Origin of the sequence: Flavonifractor plautii ATCC 29863, from assembly GCF_000239295.1 — a bacterium.
Lineage (GTDB): Bacteria > Bacillota > Clostridia > Oscillospirales > Oscillospiraceae > Flavonifractor > Flavonifractor plautii.
This window is the reverse complement of record NZ_JH417652.1, coordinates 41,157-57,258: the sequence shown is the minus strand read 5'-3', so window position 1 is coordinate 57,258 and position 16,102 is coordinate 41,157. Positions and strand designations below refer to the sequence as shown.

General features: G+C 59.6%; 16 protein-coding genes and 1 tRNA gene. 7 read left to right on the top strand and 10 right to left on the bottom strand.

The window, feature by feature from the left end; translation table 11 throughout:
* Positions 1-38 precede the first annotated feature (38 nt).
* The 6 genes from HMPREF0372_RS02360 to HMPREF0372_RS02335 form a co-directional block, all read right to left on the bottom strand.
* Complete coding sequence (locus HMPREF0372_RS02360) at positions 39-941, bottom strand: ABC transporter permease (protein WP_007488635.1); 903 nt, start codon at positions 939-941, stop codon at positions 39-41.
* Positions 942-962: 21 nt separating this feature from the next.
* Positions 963-1,904, bottom strand: a complete 942-nt coding sequence (locus HMPREF0372_RS02355; protein WP_007488632.1) for an ABC transporter permease — start codon at positions 1,902-1,904, stop codon at positions 963-965.
* A 99-nt stretch (positions 1,905-2,003) separates the two neighbouring features.
* A complete protein-coding gene (locus tag HMPREF0372_RS02350) occupies positions 2,004-3,626 on the bottom strand; it encodes an ABC transporter substrate-binding protein (RefSeq protein ID WP_007488631.1) in 1,623 nt (540 codons plus the stop codon).
* Positions 3,627-3,630: 4 nt separating this feature from the next.
* Positions 3,631-4,608: an ABC transporter ATP-binding protein gene (locus tag HMPREF0372_RS02345; protein ID WP_035300839.1), complete on the bottom strand. Its 978-nt coding sequence runs from the start codon at positions 4,606-4,608 to the stop codon at positions 3,631-3,633.
* Positions 4,609-4,614: 6 nt separating this feature from the next.
* Positions 4,615-5,547 (bottom strand): ribokinase, encoded by a 933-nt coding sequence (gene rbsK / locus HMPREF0372_RS02340; RefSeq protein ID WP_007488629.1) that lies wholly within the window; start codon positions 5,545-5,547, stop codon positions 4,615-4,617.
* A gap of 61 nt (positions 5,548-5,608) precedes the next feature.
* On the bottom strand, positions 5,609-6,622 hold the full coding sequence (locus HMPREF0372_RS02335) for a LacI family DNA-binding transcriptional regulator (protein ID WP_131971787.1): 1,014 nt from the start codon (positions 6,620-6,622) through the stop codon (positions 5,609-5,611).
* 486 nt (positions 6,623-7,108) lie between these two features.
* On the opposite strand from HMPREF0372_RS02335, the gene HMPREF0372_RS02330 reads away from it, so the two are divergent.
* On the top strand, positions 7,109-8,491 hold the full coding sequence (locus HMPREF0372_RS02330; RefSeq protein WP_007488626.1) for a radical SAM protein: 1,383 nt from the start codon (positions 7,109-7,111) through the stop codon (positions 8,489-8,491).
* A 145-nt stretch (positions 8,492-8,636) separates the two neighbouring features.
* On the opposite strand, the gene HMPREF0372_RS02325 is transcribed toward HMPREF0372_RS02330, so the two are convergent.
* On the bottom strand, positions 8,637-9,830 hold the full coding sequence (locus HMPREF0372_RS02325) for a coenzyme F420-0:L-glutamate ligase (RefSeq protein WP_007488622.1): 1,194 nt from the start codon (positions 9,828-9,830) through the stop codon (positions 8,637-8,639).
* A gap of 124 nt (positions 9,831-9,954) precedes the next feature.
* The gene (locus HMPREF0372_RS02320; protein WP_007488621.1) at positions 9,955-10,866 is read right to left on the bottom strand and encodes a LysR family transcriptional regulator; all 912 of its coding nucleotides are present in this window, start codon (positions 10,864-10,866) and stop codon (positions 9,955-9,957) included.
* Between the two features lie 111 nt (positions 10,867-10,977).
* On the opposite strand from HMPREF0372_RS02320, the gene HMPREF0372_RS19555 reads away from it, so the two are divergent.
* Together HMPREF0372_RS19555 and HMPREF0372_RS19960 are read left to right on the top strand one after the other, a co-directional pair.
* On the top strand, positions 10,978-11,124 hold the full coding sequence (locus HMPREF0372_RS19555; protein WP_009257632.1) for a hypothetical protein: 147 nt from the start codon (positions 10,978-10,980) through the stop codon (positions 11,122-11,124).
* Between the two features lie 276 nt (positions 11,125-11,400).
* Entirely contained in the window at positions 11,401-11,559 is a 159-nt protein-coding gene (locus tag HMPREF0372_RS19960) for a hypothetical protein (RefSeq protein WP_007488619.1), read from the top strand.
* A gap of 72 nt (positions 11,560-11,631) precedes the next feature.
* Here the strand turns inward: HMPREF0372_RS19960 and HMPREF0372_RS02315 are convergent, their stop codons facing one another.
* Both HMPREF0372_RS02315 and HMPREF0372_RS02310 read right to left on the bottom strand, forming a co-directional pair.
* Entirely contained in the window at positions 11,632-12,915 is a 1,284-nt protein-coding gene (locus HMPREF0372_RS02315; protein WP_039996530.1) for an adenylosuccinate synthase, read from the bottom strand.
* 158 nt (positions 12,916-13,073) lie between these two features.
* A complete protein-coding gene (locus HMPREF0372_RS02310; RefSeq protein ID WP_007488617.1) occupies positions 13,074-13,763 on the bottom strand; it encodes a DUF3298 and DUF4163 domain-containing protein in 690 nt (229 codons plus the stop codon).
* A 144-nt stretch (positions 13,764-13,907) separates the two neighbouring features.
* On the opposite strand from HMPREF0372_RS02310, the gene HMPREF0372_RS02305 reads away from it, so the two are divergent.
* From HMPREF0372_RS02305 to HMPREF0372_RS02290, 4 genes are all read left to right on the top strand, one after another.
* Positions 13,908-14,216, top strand: coding sequence for a YerC/YecD family TrpR-related protein (locus HMPREF0372_RS02305; protein ID WP_007488616.1), 309 nt, complete (start codon positions 13,908-13,910; stop codon positions 14,214-14,216).
* Complete coding sequence (locus tag HMPREF0372_RS02300; protein WP_007488615.1) at positions 14,206-14,952, top strand: class I SAM-dependent DNA methyltransferase; 747 nt, start codon at positions 14,206-14,208, stop codon at positions 14,950-14,952. Before HMPREF0372_RS02305 ends, HMPREF0372_RS02300 begins: the two co-directional genes overlap by 11 nt.
* Positions 14,953-14,957: 5 nt before the next feature.
* On the top strand, positions 14,958-15,836 hold the full coding sequence (gene hslO / locus HMPREF0372_RS02295; RefSeq protein ID WP_007488614.1) for an Hsp33 family molecular chaperone HslO: 879 nt from the start codon (positions 14,958-14,960) through the stop codon (positions 15,834-15,836).
* A gap of 122 nt (positions 15,837-15,958) precedes the next feature.
* Positions 15,959-16,034: transfer RNA gene (locus HMPREF0372_RS02290), tRNA-Val, on the top strand.
* Positions 16,035-16,102: the final 68 nt, after the last annotated feature.

Below are 16,102 nucleotides of genomic sequence, written 5' to 3'. Positions count from 1 at the left end.
CGCTCTCCAATCACGGCGCGCCGTCATACCGCGCGGGCTTAGCTGTTGGCCTCCATGGCGTCCTTCAGGCCGTCTGAGATGATATTGACACTCAGGGCTGTGACAAAAATGAACAGGCCCGGAATAATGGTAATCAGGGGATTGATGTAGATCTGCTGCCGCAGGGCGTTCAGCATGGAGCCCCATTCCGGCGTGGGGGGAGAAATGCCCAATCCCAGAAAGCTCAAGCCAGAGGCCGACAGGATGCTGACGCTGAATTGCGTGGTACAGTAGATGAAGATCCGCCCAAAGGTGTTCGGTATGATGAAAAACACGATAACCTTCAGTGGGCTGGCCCCGGAGGTCTGCGCCGCCTCAATAAAGTCCTCCGGCATGATATCCTGCACGGTAGATTCGGCCACCCGGGCGATGGGCGGAACCAGAATGACGGCGATTGGAATGATGATGCTGGACAGGCCCGAGCCCAGAACCGAGGACAGCGCGATGGCCAGCAGAATGGAGGGGAACGCATAGAAAATATCCAGGGTGCGCATGATGATCTGGGCATAGGCCTTGCCGAAATAGCCGGAAATGATCCCCAGGATACTGCCCACGATGGTGGCCAGCGCCACCGGCAGGAAGCCCATCAGCAGGCTCAGGCGCCCGCCGTACAGGCAGCGGGTCAGGATGTCGCGCCCCTGCTCGTCTGTTCCCAGCAGATGGCCGGCCGTGCCGATGCCCTGCAGCCGCTCCGCCGCATTGCCCTCAAAGGGGGTATACTGGGTGAGCAGCGGCGCGCCGAGGGCGCACAGCACCACGATCACGAACAGGATCAGCGCGGGAAGGGCCGCCGGGTAACGGAGAAAGGTCCGCACAAAGCGGCTGCGCGCCTCCCTGCGGAAATGGAGCTCCTCCGGATCCGCCGCAGCTCTGGAGCCAATGGATGACAGCAAAACAATCACTCCTTTGTATCCCGCAGGTCTTTATTTTCTCAGGCGCGGATCTGCCACAATGCGGAGCAGATCAATGAGCAGGTTGATGCTGACAAAGATCGCCGCCACAATCAGGATGGCCGCCTGGGTCACGGGAAAGTCGCTGGTGAAGATGCTCTGATAGATGATCAGGCCGATTCCCGGCCAGGAAAAAATGGTTTCCACCATCGTGGAGCCGCCCATCAGGTAGCCGAACTGCAGGCCCGCCACGGTCAGCAGCGTGGGAAAGCTGTTGCGCAGCACATGCCGCATGATGGCCGGCTCACTGAGTCCCTTCGCCCGCAGGGTAGTGACAAAGCTCCGGCTGCGCATCTCGGAGACTGAGCTGCGCACCATCCGCGTCATAATCCCCAGTGTCATGGCGCCGGCCGCGATAGCGGGAAGAATCAGGTGCTGTATGAGGGAGGAGAAGGTATAGTCCCCACTGGTATACATGCCTGTAGACGGCAGCAGGCGCAGGGTGACGGAGAAGATACCGATCAGGATCAATGACAGGCAGTAGTTTGGAATACTGATACCGCCGATGCCGAATACCGTGCCGATCCAGGAGAAGATGGAATTCGGCCGGTACGAGCTGTAGACACCGATCAGGATACTGAGCAGGAACGCGAAGATGCTGGCCCCCAGCGCCAGAATCAGGGTATTGTGGAGGGCCTCGCTGACCACGCTGAGCACGAGCCGGTTGTCGCTGACAGAGTTCCCAAAATTGCCGCGCACCGCGTTGCCCAGCCACATGAAATACTGCATATAGAGTGGCTGGTCAAAACCATACTGGTCGATGATCACCTGCCGGAGCTCCTCCGAAGCATCCAGAGGCACAATGCTGTCAATGGGTTCTCCCGGCATCATCTGCAGCAGGGCGAATACAATAACCGTCACACCGAAGAGCGTGAGGAACGCCAGGCCTATTCGTTTCAAGATAACTCGGACCATACTAACTCCCCTTGTATACTGCGGCCTGCGGCCAGGTTTCACTGGCCGCAGGCCAGAGTCTTTTGCCGGAAATGACAGCGCTTATGAGACGGGGTTCTCTTACTCGACGGTAACCGTCGTCAAATCGACATACCAGGTCTGGGACTGGGCAAAATTCTGCACATTGGGGGCCAGGACCCGCAGGTTCCGGTCGTTGCAGACGATCACCCAGGGCAGCTCCTCGGTAAAAATCTTCTCGGCTTCAATGAACTGCTGGGTGGACTCCGCCTCGTCCGTGGCCGCATAGGCCGCCTCGATACAGGCATCGTACTCCGGGTTGCTGTACTTGCCGGTGTTGAAGGAGCCGCCCGTGCCCGCAAACTTCTGGAACACATTGGGGAACATGGTATAGAAGGAGGTGTTGAGCGCGCCCACATCGGCGTACTCATCCTTGAAGCCCACCTTCATTACGTCCCACACCCGCTCGGATTCCGACATATCCAGCTCAATGTGGATACCGACCTCCTCGGCGCACTTCTGGATGTACTCATTCATAATCTGGGGGAACATGTTGCCGGAGCCGCTGGTGGGGCAGACAAAGGTCGTGGTAAAGCCGTCGGGATAGCCGGCCTCGGCCAGCAGTTCTTTCGCCCTCTCCGGGTTATAGGTATACTCCTCCACACCCTCCGCATACCACGGAGAACCTGGATACATCAACTGCGCCAGTGGTGTGCCCACACCCTGAAGGATGTCATTGCACAGTCCCTCCCGGTCAATGGACATGCTGAAAGCCTGCCGGACGCGGGCATCTGCAAAGGGGCCGGACTCCGTGTTCATGATGTAAAGCCACGCATGGGGGTAGTCGTTCAGCTTGACCTGATAGCCCTGGGACTTCAGAGACTCCAGGGACTCCACGGGAACGACCTCGGCCCAGTCCACCTCGCCGGACTGGAGGGCCGCCAGGCGGGCCGACGCGTCGGAGATGGGCTTGAGGATCAGTGTCTTGATCTGCGGCACGTTCCCCCAGTAGTTCTCGTTTCGCTCCATGACGAGCTCCTGGCCCGCGATCTTGCTGACAAACCGGAAGGGACCGGAGCCTACGGGGGCGTCGGCAAAGCCGTCGCCCTTCTCCTTCACCGCCCCCATGGAGGGAATCATGATATAGGGCAGATCGTAGATCAGATAGGCGTTGTTGTCCTGCACAGTGTCAATGGTGATCGTGTAGTCGTCCACCTTGGCATAGGATTCGATATTGGCCAAGAAGCTGCCCACCGATGCGGCGCAGGTGGTGCTGTAGTACTCAAAGTCAGGATTCATCACGCGGTCCAGAGCAAAGATCACACAGTCCGCATTGAAATCCGTTCCGTCGTGGAACTTGACTCCCTCCCGTAGATGGAACGTCCACCGCTTGGGGTTTTCCGGGTTCTGCTCCCAGGAGGTGGCCAGGCCTGGGATAATCTTGCCGGCCTCAGTTTCCGAGCTCGCATCCCACTTCACCAGGGCATCATAGAGCTGGAAGCTGACGAAGCGGTAACCCTCCTGCCCCTCCGTGGGCTCGGAATCGGTATTGGGCAGGGCCGCGCAGGTCATCGCAATCCGCAGAGTGCCGCCGTCGCCGGTACTGTCCACACCGGAACCGCCGCCGGTGGGCGAGGTTTTCTCATCCGAATTGCCGCAGGAGACACAGCCCGCCAACAGGGCTGCCGCCAGAGAGAGCGCCAGGAATCTTTTCACGTGTTTCATGTCCTCATTTACCTCCAGACGTTACTAAATTCATATGACACGCCGTCATATGGTGCTCATCGATGGGCTTGAGCTCTGGAACGCTCTGCCGGCACGCCTCGGTTGCGTAGGCGCAGCGGTTGGAAAAGGGGCATCCAGGCGGCATATGGACAATGGTGGGCGGCTGTCCCTCGATGGCAACCAGCCGCTCCCGGTTGCCGCTCTTGGGGAGCGCGGCGATCAGCGCCTTGGTATAGGGGTTCGCCGGCGTCTCCAGCACCTGCCTGGTGGCGCCGCACTCCAGAATGATACCGCCGTACATGATGGCGATCTGATCCGCCACCTGGGCCGCCACACCGATGTCGTGGGTCACCATCATGATGGACATGCGGTCGCTCTCCTGCAGCTCCAAGAACAGGTTGAGAATCTGTTTTTGGATGGTGACATCCAGGGCCGTTGTGGGCTCGTCCGCCAGCAGCAGGCAGGGATTGCAGCACAGCGCCATAGCGATGACCGCCCGCTGGCGCATGCCGCCGCTCATCTCGTGTGGGTAGGCGTTCATCCGCTCCCTGGGCGAAGGGATACCCACCTTGACGAAGAGCTCTTCTACCCGCTCCCTGGCCTCTGCCTTTGTCAGGCTGGAGTGCGCCCGGATGGTCTCTACAATCTGATAGCCCACCTTATACATCGGGTCCAGCGCGGACAGAGAGTCCTGATAGATCATGGCCATCCGGTTGCCCCGGATATCCCGGAATTCCTTCTCACTCATTCGGAACAGGTCATTTCCCAGAAACTCCGCCTGTCCCTCTACGGCGGCTGTCTTGGGCAGAATCCGGAGCAGCGCCTTCATATAGGTGCTCTTTCCAGAGCCGGACTCCCCCAATATCACCAGCGTCTTGCCCCGCTCCAGGCTCAGGGAAACCCGGTTCACCGCCCGAACCATCCGATCCTTGATCTTGAAATCTGCACACAGCCCGGTGGTCTTAACAATGATGTCGCTCATCCGCATTCACTCCATGCGCTTCTTAAAATCCAATACTTCTTCATACGATGGGATGGAATCCTGTGCCCCTACCCTGGACACTGCCAGGGCGGACGCCATATTGGCGAAGACGATCGCCTCCCCTGTGGAGCGGCCGTCCGCCAGCTCCCGGGCCAGCGCCGCGTTAAAGGTGTCTCCTGCCGCTGTGGTATCCACCGCCTGTACCTCGGGCGGGCGGTAGAGCGTATGCCCCTCCCGGTTGACATGCAGGGCACCGCGGCTTCCCAGCGTAATGATGATATTCCGCGTCCCTTTCTCCAGCAGGGGTTTGCAGTGAACCGCAAGCTCCTCCACTTCATCGGTCGGGCAGCCGGTCAGGCGCTTGAATTCGCTCTCATTGGGGGTCAGATAGTCCAGTCCCGCATATACTTCATCAGGCAGGCTGTCCGGTGCGGGGGCCGGGTTGAGAATGACGGTTTTGTGCAGCCCACTGGCCAGCTCCACCGCATAGCAGACGCTCTCAAAGGGGATCTCCATCTGGAGCAGCACAATGTCGCTCTCCTCAAACCGCGCCCGGTTCCGCCTCAGATAGTCCACATCGCAGAGGTTATTGGCGCCGGGAATGACAATTATGGAGTTGTTTCCCTTCTCATCCACACAGACCACCGCCATGCCGGTGGATACCCCGTCCACCGTCCTTATTGCGCGGGTGTCCACATTGGCCTGTTGCAGATTTCGCACCAGCTCACCGCCCAGGGGGTCATCTCCCACCGCATTGAGGAACGCGGTGTTCCCGCCCAGGCGCCCGCAGGCATACGCCTGGTTGGCCCCCTTCCCGCCGCAGGTCTTTCGGAAGGAGCGGCACAGGATGGTTTCGCCCAACTCCGGGGCCTGCCGTACTCCGATCACAAAGTCGACGTTCGCGCTTCCTACCACCAAAATCTTTTTCAATGAGAACACCCCTACGTCTTCCTAGATTCTTTCCCCCGCCGGGGCACCGATGCCGGATGATCCGCTGTGCTTATACATATAGAATCCGTTCGCCATAGATGGTCTTGACTGAGCCTCTCACCACCAGCTTGGGCTGGAGGTGGATATTTTTGGTTTCAATGGGCTTACCCACGATTGCCCGGATCAGCGTATCCGCCGCCCGGCGTCCCATTTCGATGGTCGGCTGCTGAATGGTGGCCAGAGGCGGGTCACATAGCTGAGAAAAGCCGATGTTGTCAAAGCCGATGATTTCCACATCCTCCGGGATAGCGTAAGTCAGCTCCTTGAGCGCCTTAATGGCGCCCAGCGCCATGGTATCATTGGCCGCTAGGACTCCGGTAAAGCGGGTGCCCTCTCGCTCCAGCTCCATGATGGCCCGGTATCCGCTTTCAAAGGTGTAGTCGCCATATTTAATGAGCCGCTCCTCAAACGGCAGACGGTACTGCTCCAGTGCATCCCGGTAGCCCTGAATCCGCTCCACCGAGGTGGAGATGTTTCGCGGACCGGAGATCAAAGCGATTTTCTCGTTACGATGCTGAATGAGCAGGCTGCACGCCATGAAAAGGGCGTAGGAGTTGTCCACAAAGATTCCCGCCGTATACTCGGCGCCCGCCAGCATACGGTCCACCAGCACACAGGGCACGCTGTACTTCTTCAGCCTCTGGTAGTGCTCTCCGGCGGTCTGGGCTGTTGTCACTAAAATAATGCCGTCTACCCGCTTGGCCAGGAAGATGGAGAGGTAACGCTCCTCCTTTTCCATGGAGAAATCTGTGTTTCCCAGCAGAACGGTGTACCCTTGCTCTGTGGCCTCCCCCTCGATTGCCTTGACCAGCTCACCGAAAAAGGGGTTTATGATATCCGGGATAATCAGCCCAAGAGTCTTGGACTGGTTCTGGCTCGGCAGGCTGTAGGAGCGGTAGTTCGTCTCCTTCACAATTTGCAATACGCGTCTGCGTGTTTCAGGGCCGACTCCCTGTTCAATTCCGTTTACGACTCTGGAAACTGTCGCTTTTGATACTCCGGCCATTCTTGCGATGTCTTCCATCGTAACTCTCATGTATGCGGTCCTTCCATACAGGGGCCCTGCCCTGCGGTGTCATCTGGTACTGTTTTGTTTGTTAAGTGAATTGTATTTGAGTAACAAAGTTTCGTCAGTATGTAAACATAGCCGAAATTTATAGTACAAAATAAACAAACAGCACAAATCTTTTAAGACACTTTTATAACAACTTGAGAGTTTTTTGTAACTTTACTGCTTAATTGACCTCTGATTCAGAGAAATGAATTTCCCTCCCGTCCCTTCTGTGCACCTCAAAATATTCTCTATCGTTTTTTATGGTTTTAAATATTATAAAAAACGGTTGTCAAAACGCAATAAAGAAACTTCAAAAGCCAAACTGCTTTTAAGCAAACTGCCATTTTTGTCTAGAGTTTGGACAGGATGCGGGTTTTGTCTATTTTCCTTTTGCAAAAACGGCGGTATAGTAGCAACGATGAATGGTATGACATGCCGTGAAAGGGGAAAACCAAGATGAAGATTCCTGACAGTTTGAAGCGCTACGGCCTGGCCAAGGTGTATGATTATCTGGACAAGGACCCGATGAACAACATGGGCAAGGTCATGGATCTGGTCAACAAGTTTGCCGGCGACACCCTGTCCCTCCAGCGGGAGGCATTTGATAAGGTAATTAACGACAAGGACTCCTGTTGGCACCAGCTCATTGAGAAGGTCTGGACCCAGACCGACCCCAGTGTGCTCAAGACGATATTCAACAACTTCTTTGTCAATGCAAACCTGGTGGGCTGGCCCAAGCAGGAGGAACTGCGCAAGAAGTACGGCTGCAACATTCCCTGGGCCATCCTGCTGGATCCCACCTCCGCCTGTAATCTGCATTGCACCGGCTGTTGGGCGGCGGAGTACGGCAACAAGCTCAACCTGACCTTTGATGAGATTGACTCCATCATTACTCAGGGCAAGGAGCTGGGCATCTACCTGTACATCTACACCGGCGGCGAGCCGCTGGTGCGCAAGAAGGACCTGATCGCCCTGTGCGAGAAGCACAGCGATGCGGCTTTCCTCTCCTTTACCAACGCCACCCTGATCGACGAGGAGTTCTGCCAGGACATGCTGCGTGTGGGCAACTTTATCCCCGCCATCAGCCTGGAGGGCTTCGAGGAGGCCAACGACTCCCGCCGCGGAGAGGGTGTGTACGACAAGGTCACCCACGCCATGGCCCTGCTGAAGCAGCACCACCTGCCCTTCGGCATCTCCGCCTGCTACACCAGCGTCAACTACAAGGACATCACCAGCGAGAAGTTTTACGATCTGATCATGGATCTGGGCGCTTACTTCGTGTGGTTCTTCCACTACATGCCCGTGGGCAACGACGCCGCCCCCGAGCTGATGCCCAACCCCGAGCAGCGGGCCGAGGTCTACCGCCGCATCCGCGCCATGCGGGAGACCAAGGGCATCTTTGCCATGGACTTCCAGAACGACGCCGAGTATGTGGGCGGGTGCATCGCCGGCGGCCGCCGCTACCTGCACATCAACGCCAATGGCGACGTGGATCCCTGCGTGTTCATCCACTACTCCGACTCCAACATCCGGGAGAAGAGCCTGCTGGAGTGCCTGCAATCCCCCATGTTCATGGCCTACCATGACAACCAGCCCTTCAACGAGAACATGCTCCGCCCCTGCCCCATGTTGGAAAACCCGGAGTTCATTGAGAAGATGGTTCACGAGACGGGCGCCCACTCCACCGATCCTCAGTCTCCCGAGAGCGTGGAGCATCTGACGGCCAAAACCCACCCCTATGCCGACAACTGGACTCCCATGGCCGACAAGCTGTGGTCCGAGTCCCATCCCGGCTGCGCCGGGTGCGCAGGCTGTGGCAGCACCGGCTGCGGCCAGTAACAACGGTCAGAAAAAAGCGCGTGTACGTAGTTTTCGTACACGCGCTTTAGCCTGTGGAAGAAGTCTTTTCGACAGGCTGAGGGACTTTTTGAAACTTGAAAAAAGTTGAAAAAATGGCCCGCCGGTCTCCCGGCGGGCCGCTGTCTTATTCGGTGGTATAATTGTCGAAATAGCCCTGAATGTAGACGATGGGGGTACCCTTGTCGCCAGAGCCGGAGGTCAGGTCGCACAGGGAGCCGATCAGGTCGGTCAGGCGGCGGGGCGTGGTGCCCTGGGCGGCCATTTTGCCCACCAGGGAGCCGTCCTTCTTTTTGATCTCGTCTTTGATGGCATCCCGCAGCGCCTCGCCGGACAGGGCGGCAAAGTCGTTGTCCGCCAGATACTTGAGCTTGAGCTCGTTGGGGGTGCCCTCCAGGCCGGCGGTGTAGGCGGGAGAGACCACCGGATCAGCCAGCTCCCAGATCTTGCCCACGGGGTCCTTGAAGGCGCCGTCGCCGTAGACCATGACCTCCACGTGCTTGCCGCTCTCCTTCAGGATGCGGGCCTGAATGGCCTCCACCAGATCCTGGCACTCCCGGGGAAAGAGCTTCACCTTGTCCTCGGTGGACTTGTTGGAGCCCAGCAATCCGTACTTGCCGTTGTAGCCGCTGCCGTCGATGGAGGCGGTCATGATCTCGTCCAGGCAGAAGACCTTCTCCGCCCCGGCGGCCAGCAGGCGGCGCTTGGTGCGGGCGCGGGTGTGGATGTCACAGGCCAGCACGTTCTTGGTGTAGGGCAGGATGGCCCGGGGGTCATTGGCGAAGATGACCTCCACCTCCGCGCCGCTCTCCCGGATCAGGTTGGAATAGTAGTCCACATAGTCCACGCCCGTGAAGGGGTGGACGGTGTAGCCGAACAGCTCCCGGTAACGCTCCAGGGTGAGGACATCCTTATAGGGGTCCACCCCCTTCTCGTCCATCGCATCCACATCGATGAGGTGATTGCCCACCTCGTCGGAGGGGTAGGACAGCATCAGGACGACCTTTCTGGCCCCCTTGGCGATGCCCCGCAGGCAGATGGCAAAGCGATTGCGGCTGAGGATGGGGAACAGGACACCCACGGTCTCCCCGCCCAGCTTGGCGCGCACGTCGGCGGCGATATCGTCCACCGAGGCGTAGTTCCCCTGGGCGCGGGCGACAATGGCCTCGGTCATGGCAATCACGTCCCGGTCGCGGATGGTGAGCGCTCCGTCCTTGACAGTCTCCAGAACGGAATTGGTGACGATCTCCACCAGGTCGTCCCCACTTCGGATGATGGGAGCACGAATTCCCATGGATACGGTGCCGACCATGCGGCTCATGCAACAACACTCCTATTATTATTATCTTTCATTTCGGTGCGGCACTTCCGCCGCAACGGATGTATTATACTATAAAGGAGACAGCTTGTAAAACAAAAATTTTGCAAGCCGTCCCTTTTTTGGCTCACACCCCGTCTCCCTGCTCCGCCGGGAAATGCTCCCCCACCCATTGGCGGACGCACTCCAAAAAGCGGGCAGTTAACGGCGAAGGGGAACGGCCGCGGCGTATCGCCAGGGCGATACGCCGGTAGTGTCTCCGCTCCAGCGGGATGGCGGCGAAGGCGTAGCTGGAGGCACGCAGCACCAGCTCCGGACGGATACTCACCCCAAGCCCCTGTTCCACCATGGCCAATGCGGCAAAGTCATCATTGACGGTGTAACGGAGATTGGGCCGGAATCCCTCCTCCTGGAAAATGAGGCCGATCTCCAAATCCCGCTCCTCCGGTGTGTTGATATAGGGATCCTCCCGGAACCGCTCCATGGGATAGTAGGGGGCCTTTGCCAAAGGGTGATCCAGGGGAAGTACCGCCATCAGCTCGTCTCGAAAAAGGGGGTAGGTTTCCAGCCCCGGCCCCGCGGGCAGTCCCAAAAAGCCGCAGTCTGCCTGACCCTGCCGCAGCAGATCCTCCACCTCCGCGAACTCCCAGTTGCTTACCAGGTCAAACTGAATACCCGGGTAGCGGCCGAGGAACTCCTTCATGATAGCGGGCAGCCAGTGGATGGACACGCTGGCGAAGGTGGCCACCCGCAGGGTTCCCCGGGTCAGGCCGTGGAGCTCCGCCACCTGCTCCTCCAGCTCCCTGCCCGCATTGCACACCGCCTGAACATAGGGCAGCAGCGCCGCCCCGCTGCTGCTGAGCACCACCCCCGTCCGGCTGCGGGTAAGAAGCTCCATGTCCCACTCCCGCTCCAGATCGGCAATCACACGGCTCACCGCCGACTGGGTATACCCCAGCGCCTCCGCCGCACGGGTGATGCTCCCCAGCTCCACAGTTTTCAGCAGAATTTGATACTTGTTAAGATTCACAATTACCATTCCATTTCCGCATATTCAGCATGAAAAAGATTCGCTTGTCTCATATCTTATATTATTGTATACTGAAACCGTAAGGAAGGCAAGAGCTTGTGATAGAAAGGAGTTATCACAATGAAAAAGACGATTTGGACCACCGACCACCGTACGCTGGAGCATTACAGGGAAATGAGCAGCATGCCCTTCTCTGTTGATCTTATGCGTGCTTACTGGCAGGGCAGCCCCTGGCGGGCCCTCCGAGTGCTGTTTCCCAGGGGTTGACACCTTGTCCTGCAAGGGTTTCACCATATAACACGCCTCATGGAGCGGCGGGCATGCCTCCCTCCTTGATCTGCACAAGGATTTGTCCCCCTCCAGCCACAGAAGGCCCCCCGCCCGGCGGGGGGCCTTCTGTGCGTTTCAAGCGCCGGTTAAACAATCATCGTACGTTCCTTGGAACTATTTTGCGTGTAACCATCCTTGTTTTCCCCTCTACAATGGAAATACTATGCCTCACAGGGCAAAAATGCTCTGAAAACCGCAAAAGAGGTGTGTCTTATGAAGAAGGCTCATGGAACGAGCAAACAGCTTCCTGCGCTGGACGAGCGCAGCGATGGAATTCTGGAAAACAGGGGCTGGTCCGCCGAGGCCAAGCGCCGCTTCTGGCCCAAGCACTCTTGGAAGGCACTCATGGACTGTTATCGCCACAGCCGCTGAGCTGGTGTGCACAAGGAAAGCCTCCGGCACAGCCGGAGGCTTTCCTTTGCCTTTCCGCACAGAGGGACGCTCTCAGTTCCCGGCCCGCCGGCAGATCTCATGGCGCTTGGGGCCGGTGGAGACGATGGTGATGGGGGCCTCGATGTGCTTTTCAATGAAGTCCACATAGTCCCGGGCGGCCTGGGGCAGCTTGCCGTAGTCAGTGACGCCCCGGATGTCGCACTTCCAGCCCGGCAGGGTTTCATACACCGGCTTGGCCCGGTCCAGCAGAGCGGGCACAGGGAAGTCGGTGGTCACCTTGCCGTCGATCTCATAGCCGGTGCACACCTTGATCTCGTCGAGGTAGCCCAGGCAGTCGATGGCGGTGAGCGCCACCTGTGTCGCCCCCTGCACCATGCAGCCGTATTTCGTGGCAACGGCGTCGAACCAGCCCACCCGGCGGGGCCGGCCGGTGGTGGCGCCGAACTCACCGGCGTCGCCGCCCCGGCGTCTCAGTTCGTCGGCCTCCGCGCCGAACAGCTCGCTGACGAAGGCGCCGGCACCCACGGCGGAGGAGTATGCCTTAGTGACCGTGATGATATCGGTAAGGGCCGTGGGAGGCACCGCGCCGCCCACGGTGCCGAAGCCCGCCAGGGTATGGGAGGAGGTGGTCATGGGGCAGATGCCCAGGTTGGGATCCTTCATGGAGCCCAACTGCCCCTCCAGCAGCACCCGCCTGCCCTCCTTAAGGGCCCGGTGAACGAAGCCCACCGCGTCGCCCACGTAGGGCTCCAGCGCCGCGCGGTAGCCCATCAGCTCGTCAAACAACGCCTTTGGCTCCAGCAGAGGCTTGTGGTAGAGGTGCTCCAGCAGGACGTTTTTCAGGGTACAGATGTGCTCCAGTTGACCCATGAGCCGCTCCTCATTGTAGAGGTCGGCCACCTGAATCCCGATTTTGGCGTACTTGTCGGAATAGAAGGGTGCGATGCCCGACTTGGTGGAGCCGAAAGCAGCCCCCGCCAGGCGCTCCTCCTCATAGCTGTCCAGCAGCACATGATAGCTCATCAGAAGCTGGGTACGCTGATCCACGATGATATGGGGGGCGGGCACACCGCCGTCGGCCAGATGCTTCAGCTCGGCCAGAAACTTCTTCACGTCCAGGGCCACACCGTTGCCGATGATGTTGGTGGTATGCGGGTAAAAGACACCCGAGGGCAGTTGGTGGAGCGCAAATTTGCCGTAGTCACAGATGATGGTGTGCCCGGCGTTGGCCCCGCCCTGAAAGCGGATGACCACATCGGACGCCTCGGCCAGGAGATCGGTGATTTTTCCCTTGCCCTCGTCGCCCCAGTTTGCGCCAACGATTGCTTTGACCATAGTTCGTTCCTCCTGCCGCGGGGATTCGCGCATTGGCCTTTTCCCGCGCGCAACCGCCCGGGAGGGCACCTTCATTTATGAAGGAGTCTCTCCCGGAACGCCCTTTATTATAACGCCGCGGCGGCAGGGCTGACAAGGTAAAAAGTGCAAAAAAACAGCTATTCCTCCGGGGTATTTTCTTTCTGCCCCGGGATTGCGAGAGAAAAGGCCGGAATCCCCTCCGCATAGGGCGCGATGGAGTAAAGCGGAAAGTAGATCACAGGCCCCGCCTCCGTCAAATAGAAACGCTCCGGGTCGAAGCTGCGGGGCAGCCGCGCCTCCCAGTCGGGCGCAAACCAGGACTCCCCCGCGGACAGCCGAGCCCGGAGCTGCCGCTCCACCTCCGCCAGCGCCCATGCCCTCCACCGGAATCCCGGCGGAAACAGCTCCCCCAGCGTCAGGGGGCTCCCCCCCGGCAGCGCCCAGGCGCTTCCCTGCCGCAGGGTGACGCCGTGGGGGCCCCCGGTCCGCTCCGCGGCGTCATAATACAGGCTCAGGCACTCCGGGGTGTGGAGGGTCACGGCGCCGGTGAGGGATGCCTCCCACGGCCGGAAGGGGTGGGAGACCTCCCTGGCCTGCCGGGCGGCCGTGCAGGCCCTGGGATAGAGCTCCCGCTCCCAGCGGGCCGCCCACGCCCCCTCCAGGCGGCGGCACCAGCGTTCCAGCCGCCGCAGGCCGGGTATTCCCTCCGGCAGCTCCAGACGGACACCGGAGACCGCGAGCACCGGCTCCTCCTCCCAGCAGAATTCCCGCCTCCACTCCTTCCAAGCCGGCGCGGCCTTCTCCGTCCCTGTGTGCAGCCCCTTCATCGCGGGCACCTCCCTCTCTCAGAATCCGGTGCTCCATCCTATGAAACTCCGTAAAATCGGTGAAAAAGAGGTTTACTTCTATACTTCACTTTGGTAAAATAGATACGATTTCCGCAGAGACTGACGAGGAGGTCATTGATACCTATGACGAAAAACGAAAAGCGGGAGCATGGGGATGTGCTCTATGAGGCCATTCTTACCCTGAAGGATCTGGATGAGTGCAAGAAGTTCTTTTCCGACCTGTGCACCGTGGCGGAGCTGAGGGCTATGGAACAGCGCTTTGAGGTGGCCATGCTCCTGTCCGACGGCATGATCTACAACGACATTCTGGAGCGCACCGGCGCGTCCAGCGCCACCATCAGCCGGGTCAACCGTTCTCTCCAGTACGGGGCCGACGGTTATCAGGCGGTGCTCCCGCGGATCAAGGAGAAGCTGGGCGGCGATGGCATATGAATTCCTGGCGGGGTGCTACGACGCCTTTACCGCCGACGTGCACTATGCCCGCTGGGCCGACTATCTGGAGAAGCACTTCGCCCGCAGCCGGCTGCCCATCCGCACGGTGCTGGATCTGGCCTGCGGCACCGGGAGCCTGACCCGCGTCCTGGCGGAGCGGGGCTATGAGATGATCGGCGCCGACCTGTCCCAGGAGATGCTGGCCCAGGCGGCGGAGAAATGCCGGGGCGCAGGCCCCATCGAGCCGATCTTTCTGCATCAGGCCATGGAGGAGCTGGATCTCTACGGCACTATCGACGCCTGCGTGTGCTGCCTGGACAGCATCAACTACGTCACCAGCCCCAAAAAGCTGGCCCGGGCCTTCCGGCGGGTGCACACCTTCCTCATGCCCGGCGGCCTCTTCCTCTTTGACATCAACACCCCGCAAAAGCTCCGGGGCCTGGACGGCCAGATGTTTCTGGACGAGAGCGAGGATGCCTACTGCGTCTGGCGGGCCGACTGGTCGGAGCGCCGGCGCATCTGCACCTATGGAATGGACATCTTCCGGCTGGATCCAGGCGGGCTGTGGAGCCGCTGGGAGGAGGTTCACGAGGAGTACGCCTACGAACCGGCGGAGCTGGAGGCGCTGCTCCGGCAGGCCGGTTTCCGGCAGGTCAGACAATACGGCGAGCTGAGGTTCCGCGCCCCCAGGGAGGGGGAGCAGCGGATTTTCTTTGCCGCACGAAAGGAATTTTGACAAGCATGGCAGACAAGATCATTCGCGTTTTGGCCAAGGACGCGCCGGTGAAGGCATCGGCGATCACGGCCAAGGAGATGGTGGAGCGTTCGCGGCAGATTCACAAGACTCTGCCCGTGGCCACCGCGGCCCTGGGCCGCAGCCTGATGGCCGCCTCCATGATGGGCAACCAGCTCAAGGAGAAGGATGGCTCGGTAACCCTGCGCATCAAGGGAGGCGGCCCGCTGGGCGGCATCACCGTGGTGTCCGACAGCCAGGGCAACGCCCGGGGCTATGTGGTCAATCCCCTGGTGGACCTCCCCCTGAAGGGCCCCGCCAAGCTGGATGTGGGCAGCGCCGTGGGGCGGGACGGCTCCCTCACTGTCATCAAGGATCTGTGCATGAAGGAGCCCTATGTGGGCACTGTCCCCCTGGTATCCGGCGAGATCGCCGAGGATATTACCTCCTACTTTGCTGAGAGTGAGCAGATCCCCACCGCCTGTGCCCTGGGCGTGCTGGTGGACGTGGACCAGAGCGTGCAGTGCGCTGGTGGATACCTCATTCAGCTCCTCCCCGGCGCAGATGACGCCGCCATCTCCGCCATCGAGCAGGGTATCGCCAGGGTAGGCCCGGTAACCGAGGCGCTGCGGGGCGGCCTGAGCGCCAGGGAGCTGGTGGAGCAGGTGCTTTCTGAATTTCAGTTGGAGATACTCTCTGAGGAGCCGGTGGAGTACCGCTGCTACTGCAGCCGGGAGCGGGTCACCCGCGCCCTCATCAGTATGGGGCGGGAGGAGCTGAACTCCCTCATCCGGGAGCAGGGCAGGGCCGAGCTCACCTGCCAGTTCTGCGACAAGGTATATCACTATACAAACGAGGAGCTGGAAGGACTTCTGGCCTCACTGTAGGTTTGAGAGAAAAAAAGCAAAAAATTTTGGCTGAAATGGTTGACAACTGGGGGAAGCTTTAGTATAATAACCTTCGCCGCGTGACCAAGAGTGATTTACAAACTGGTCTGCGGCGAGGACAAGGGAGCATAGCTCAGCTGGGAGAGCGCATGCCTTACAAGCATGATGTCACAGGTTCGAGCCCTGTTGTTCCCACCACTCCCGTGAGGGAGCTCCCGTACCCCCTACCGTCTGGCGCGGTAGTTCAGTTGGTTAGAACGCCGGCC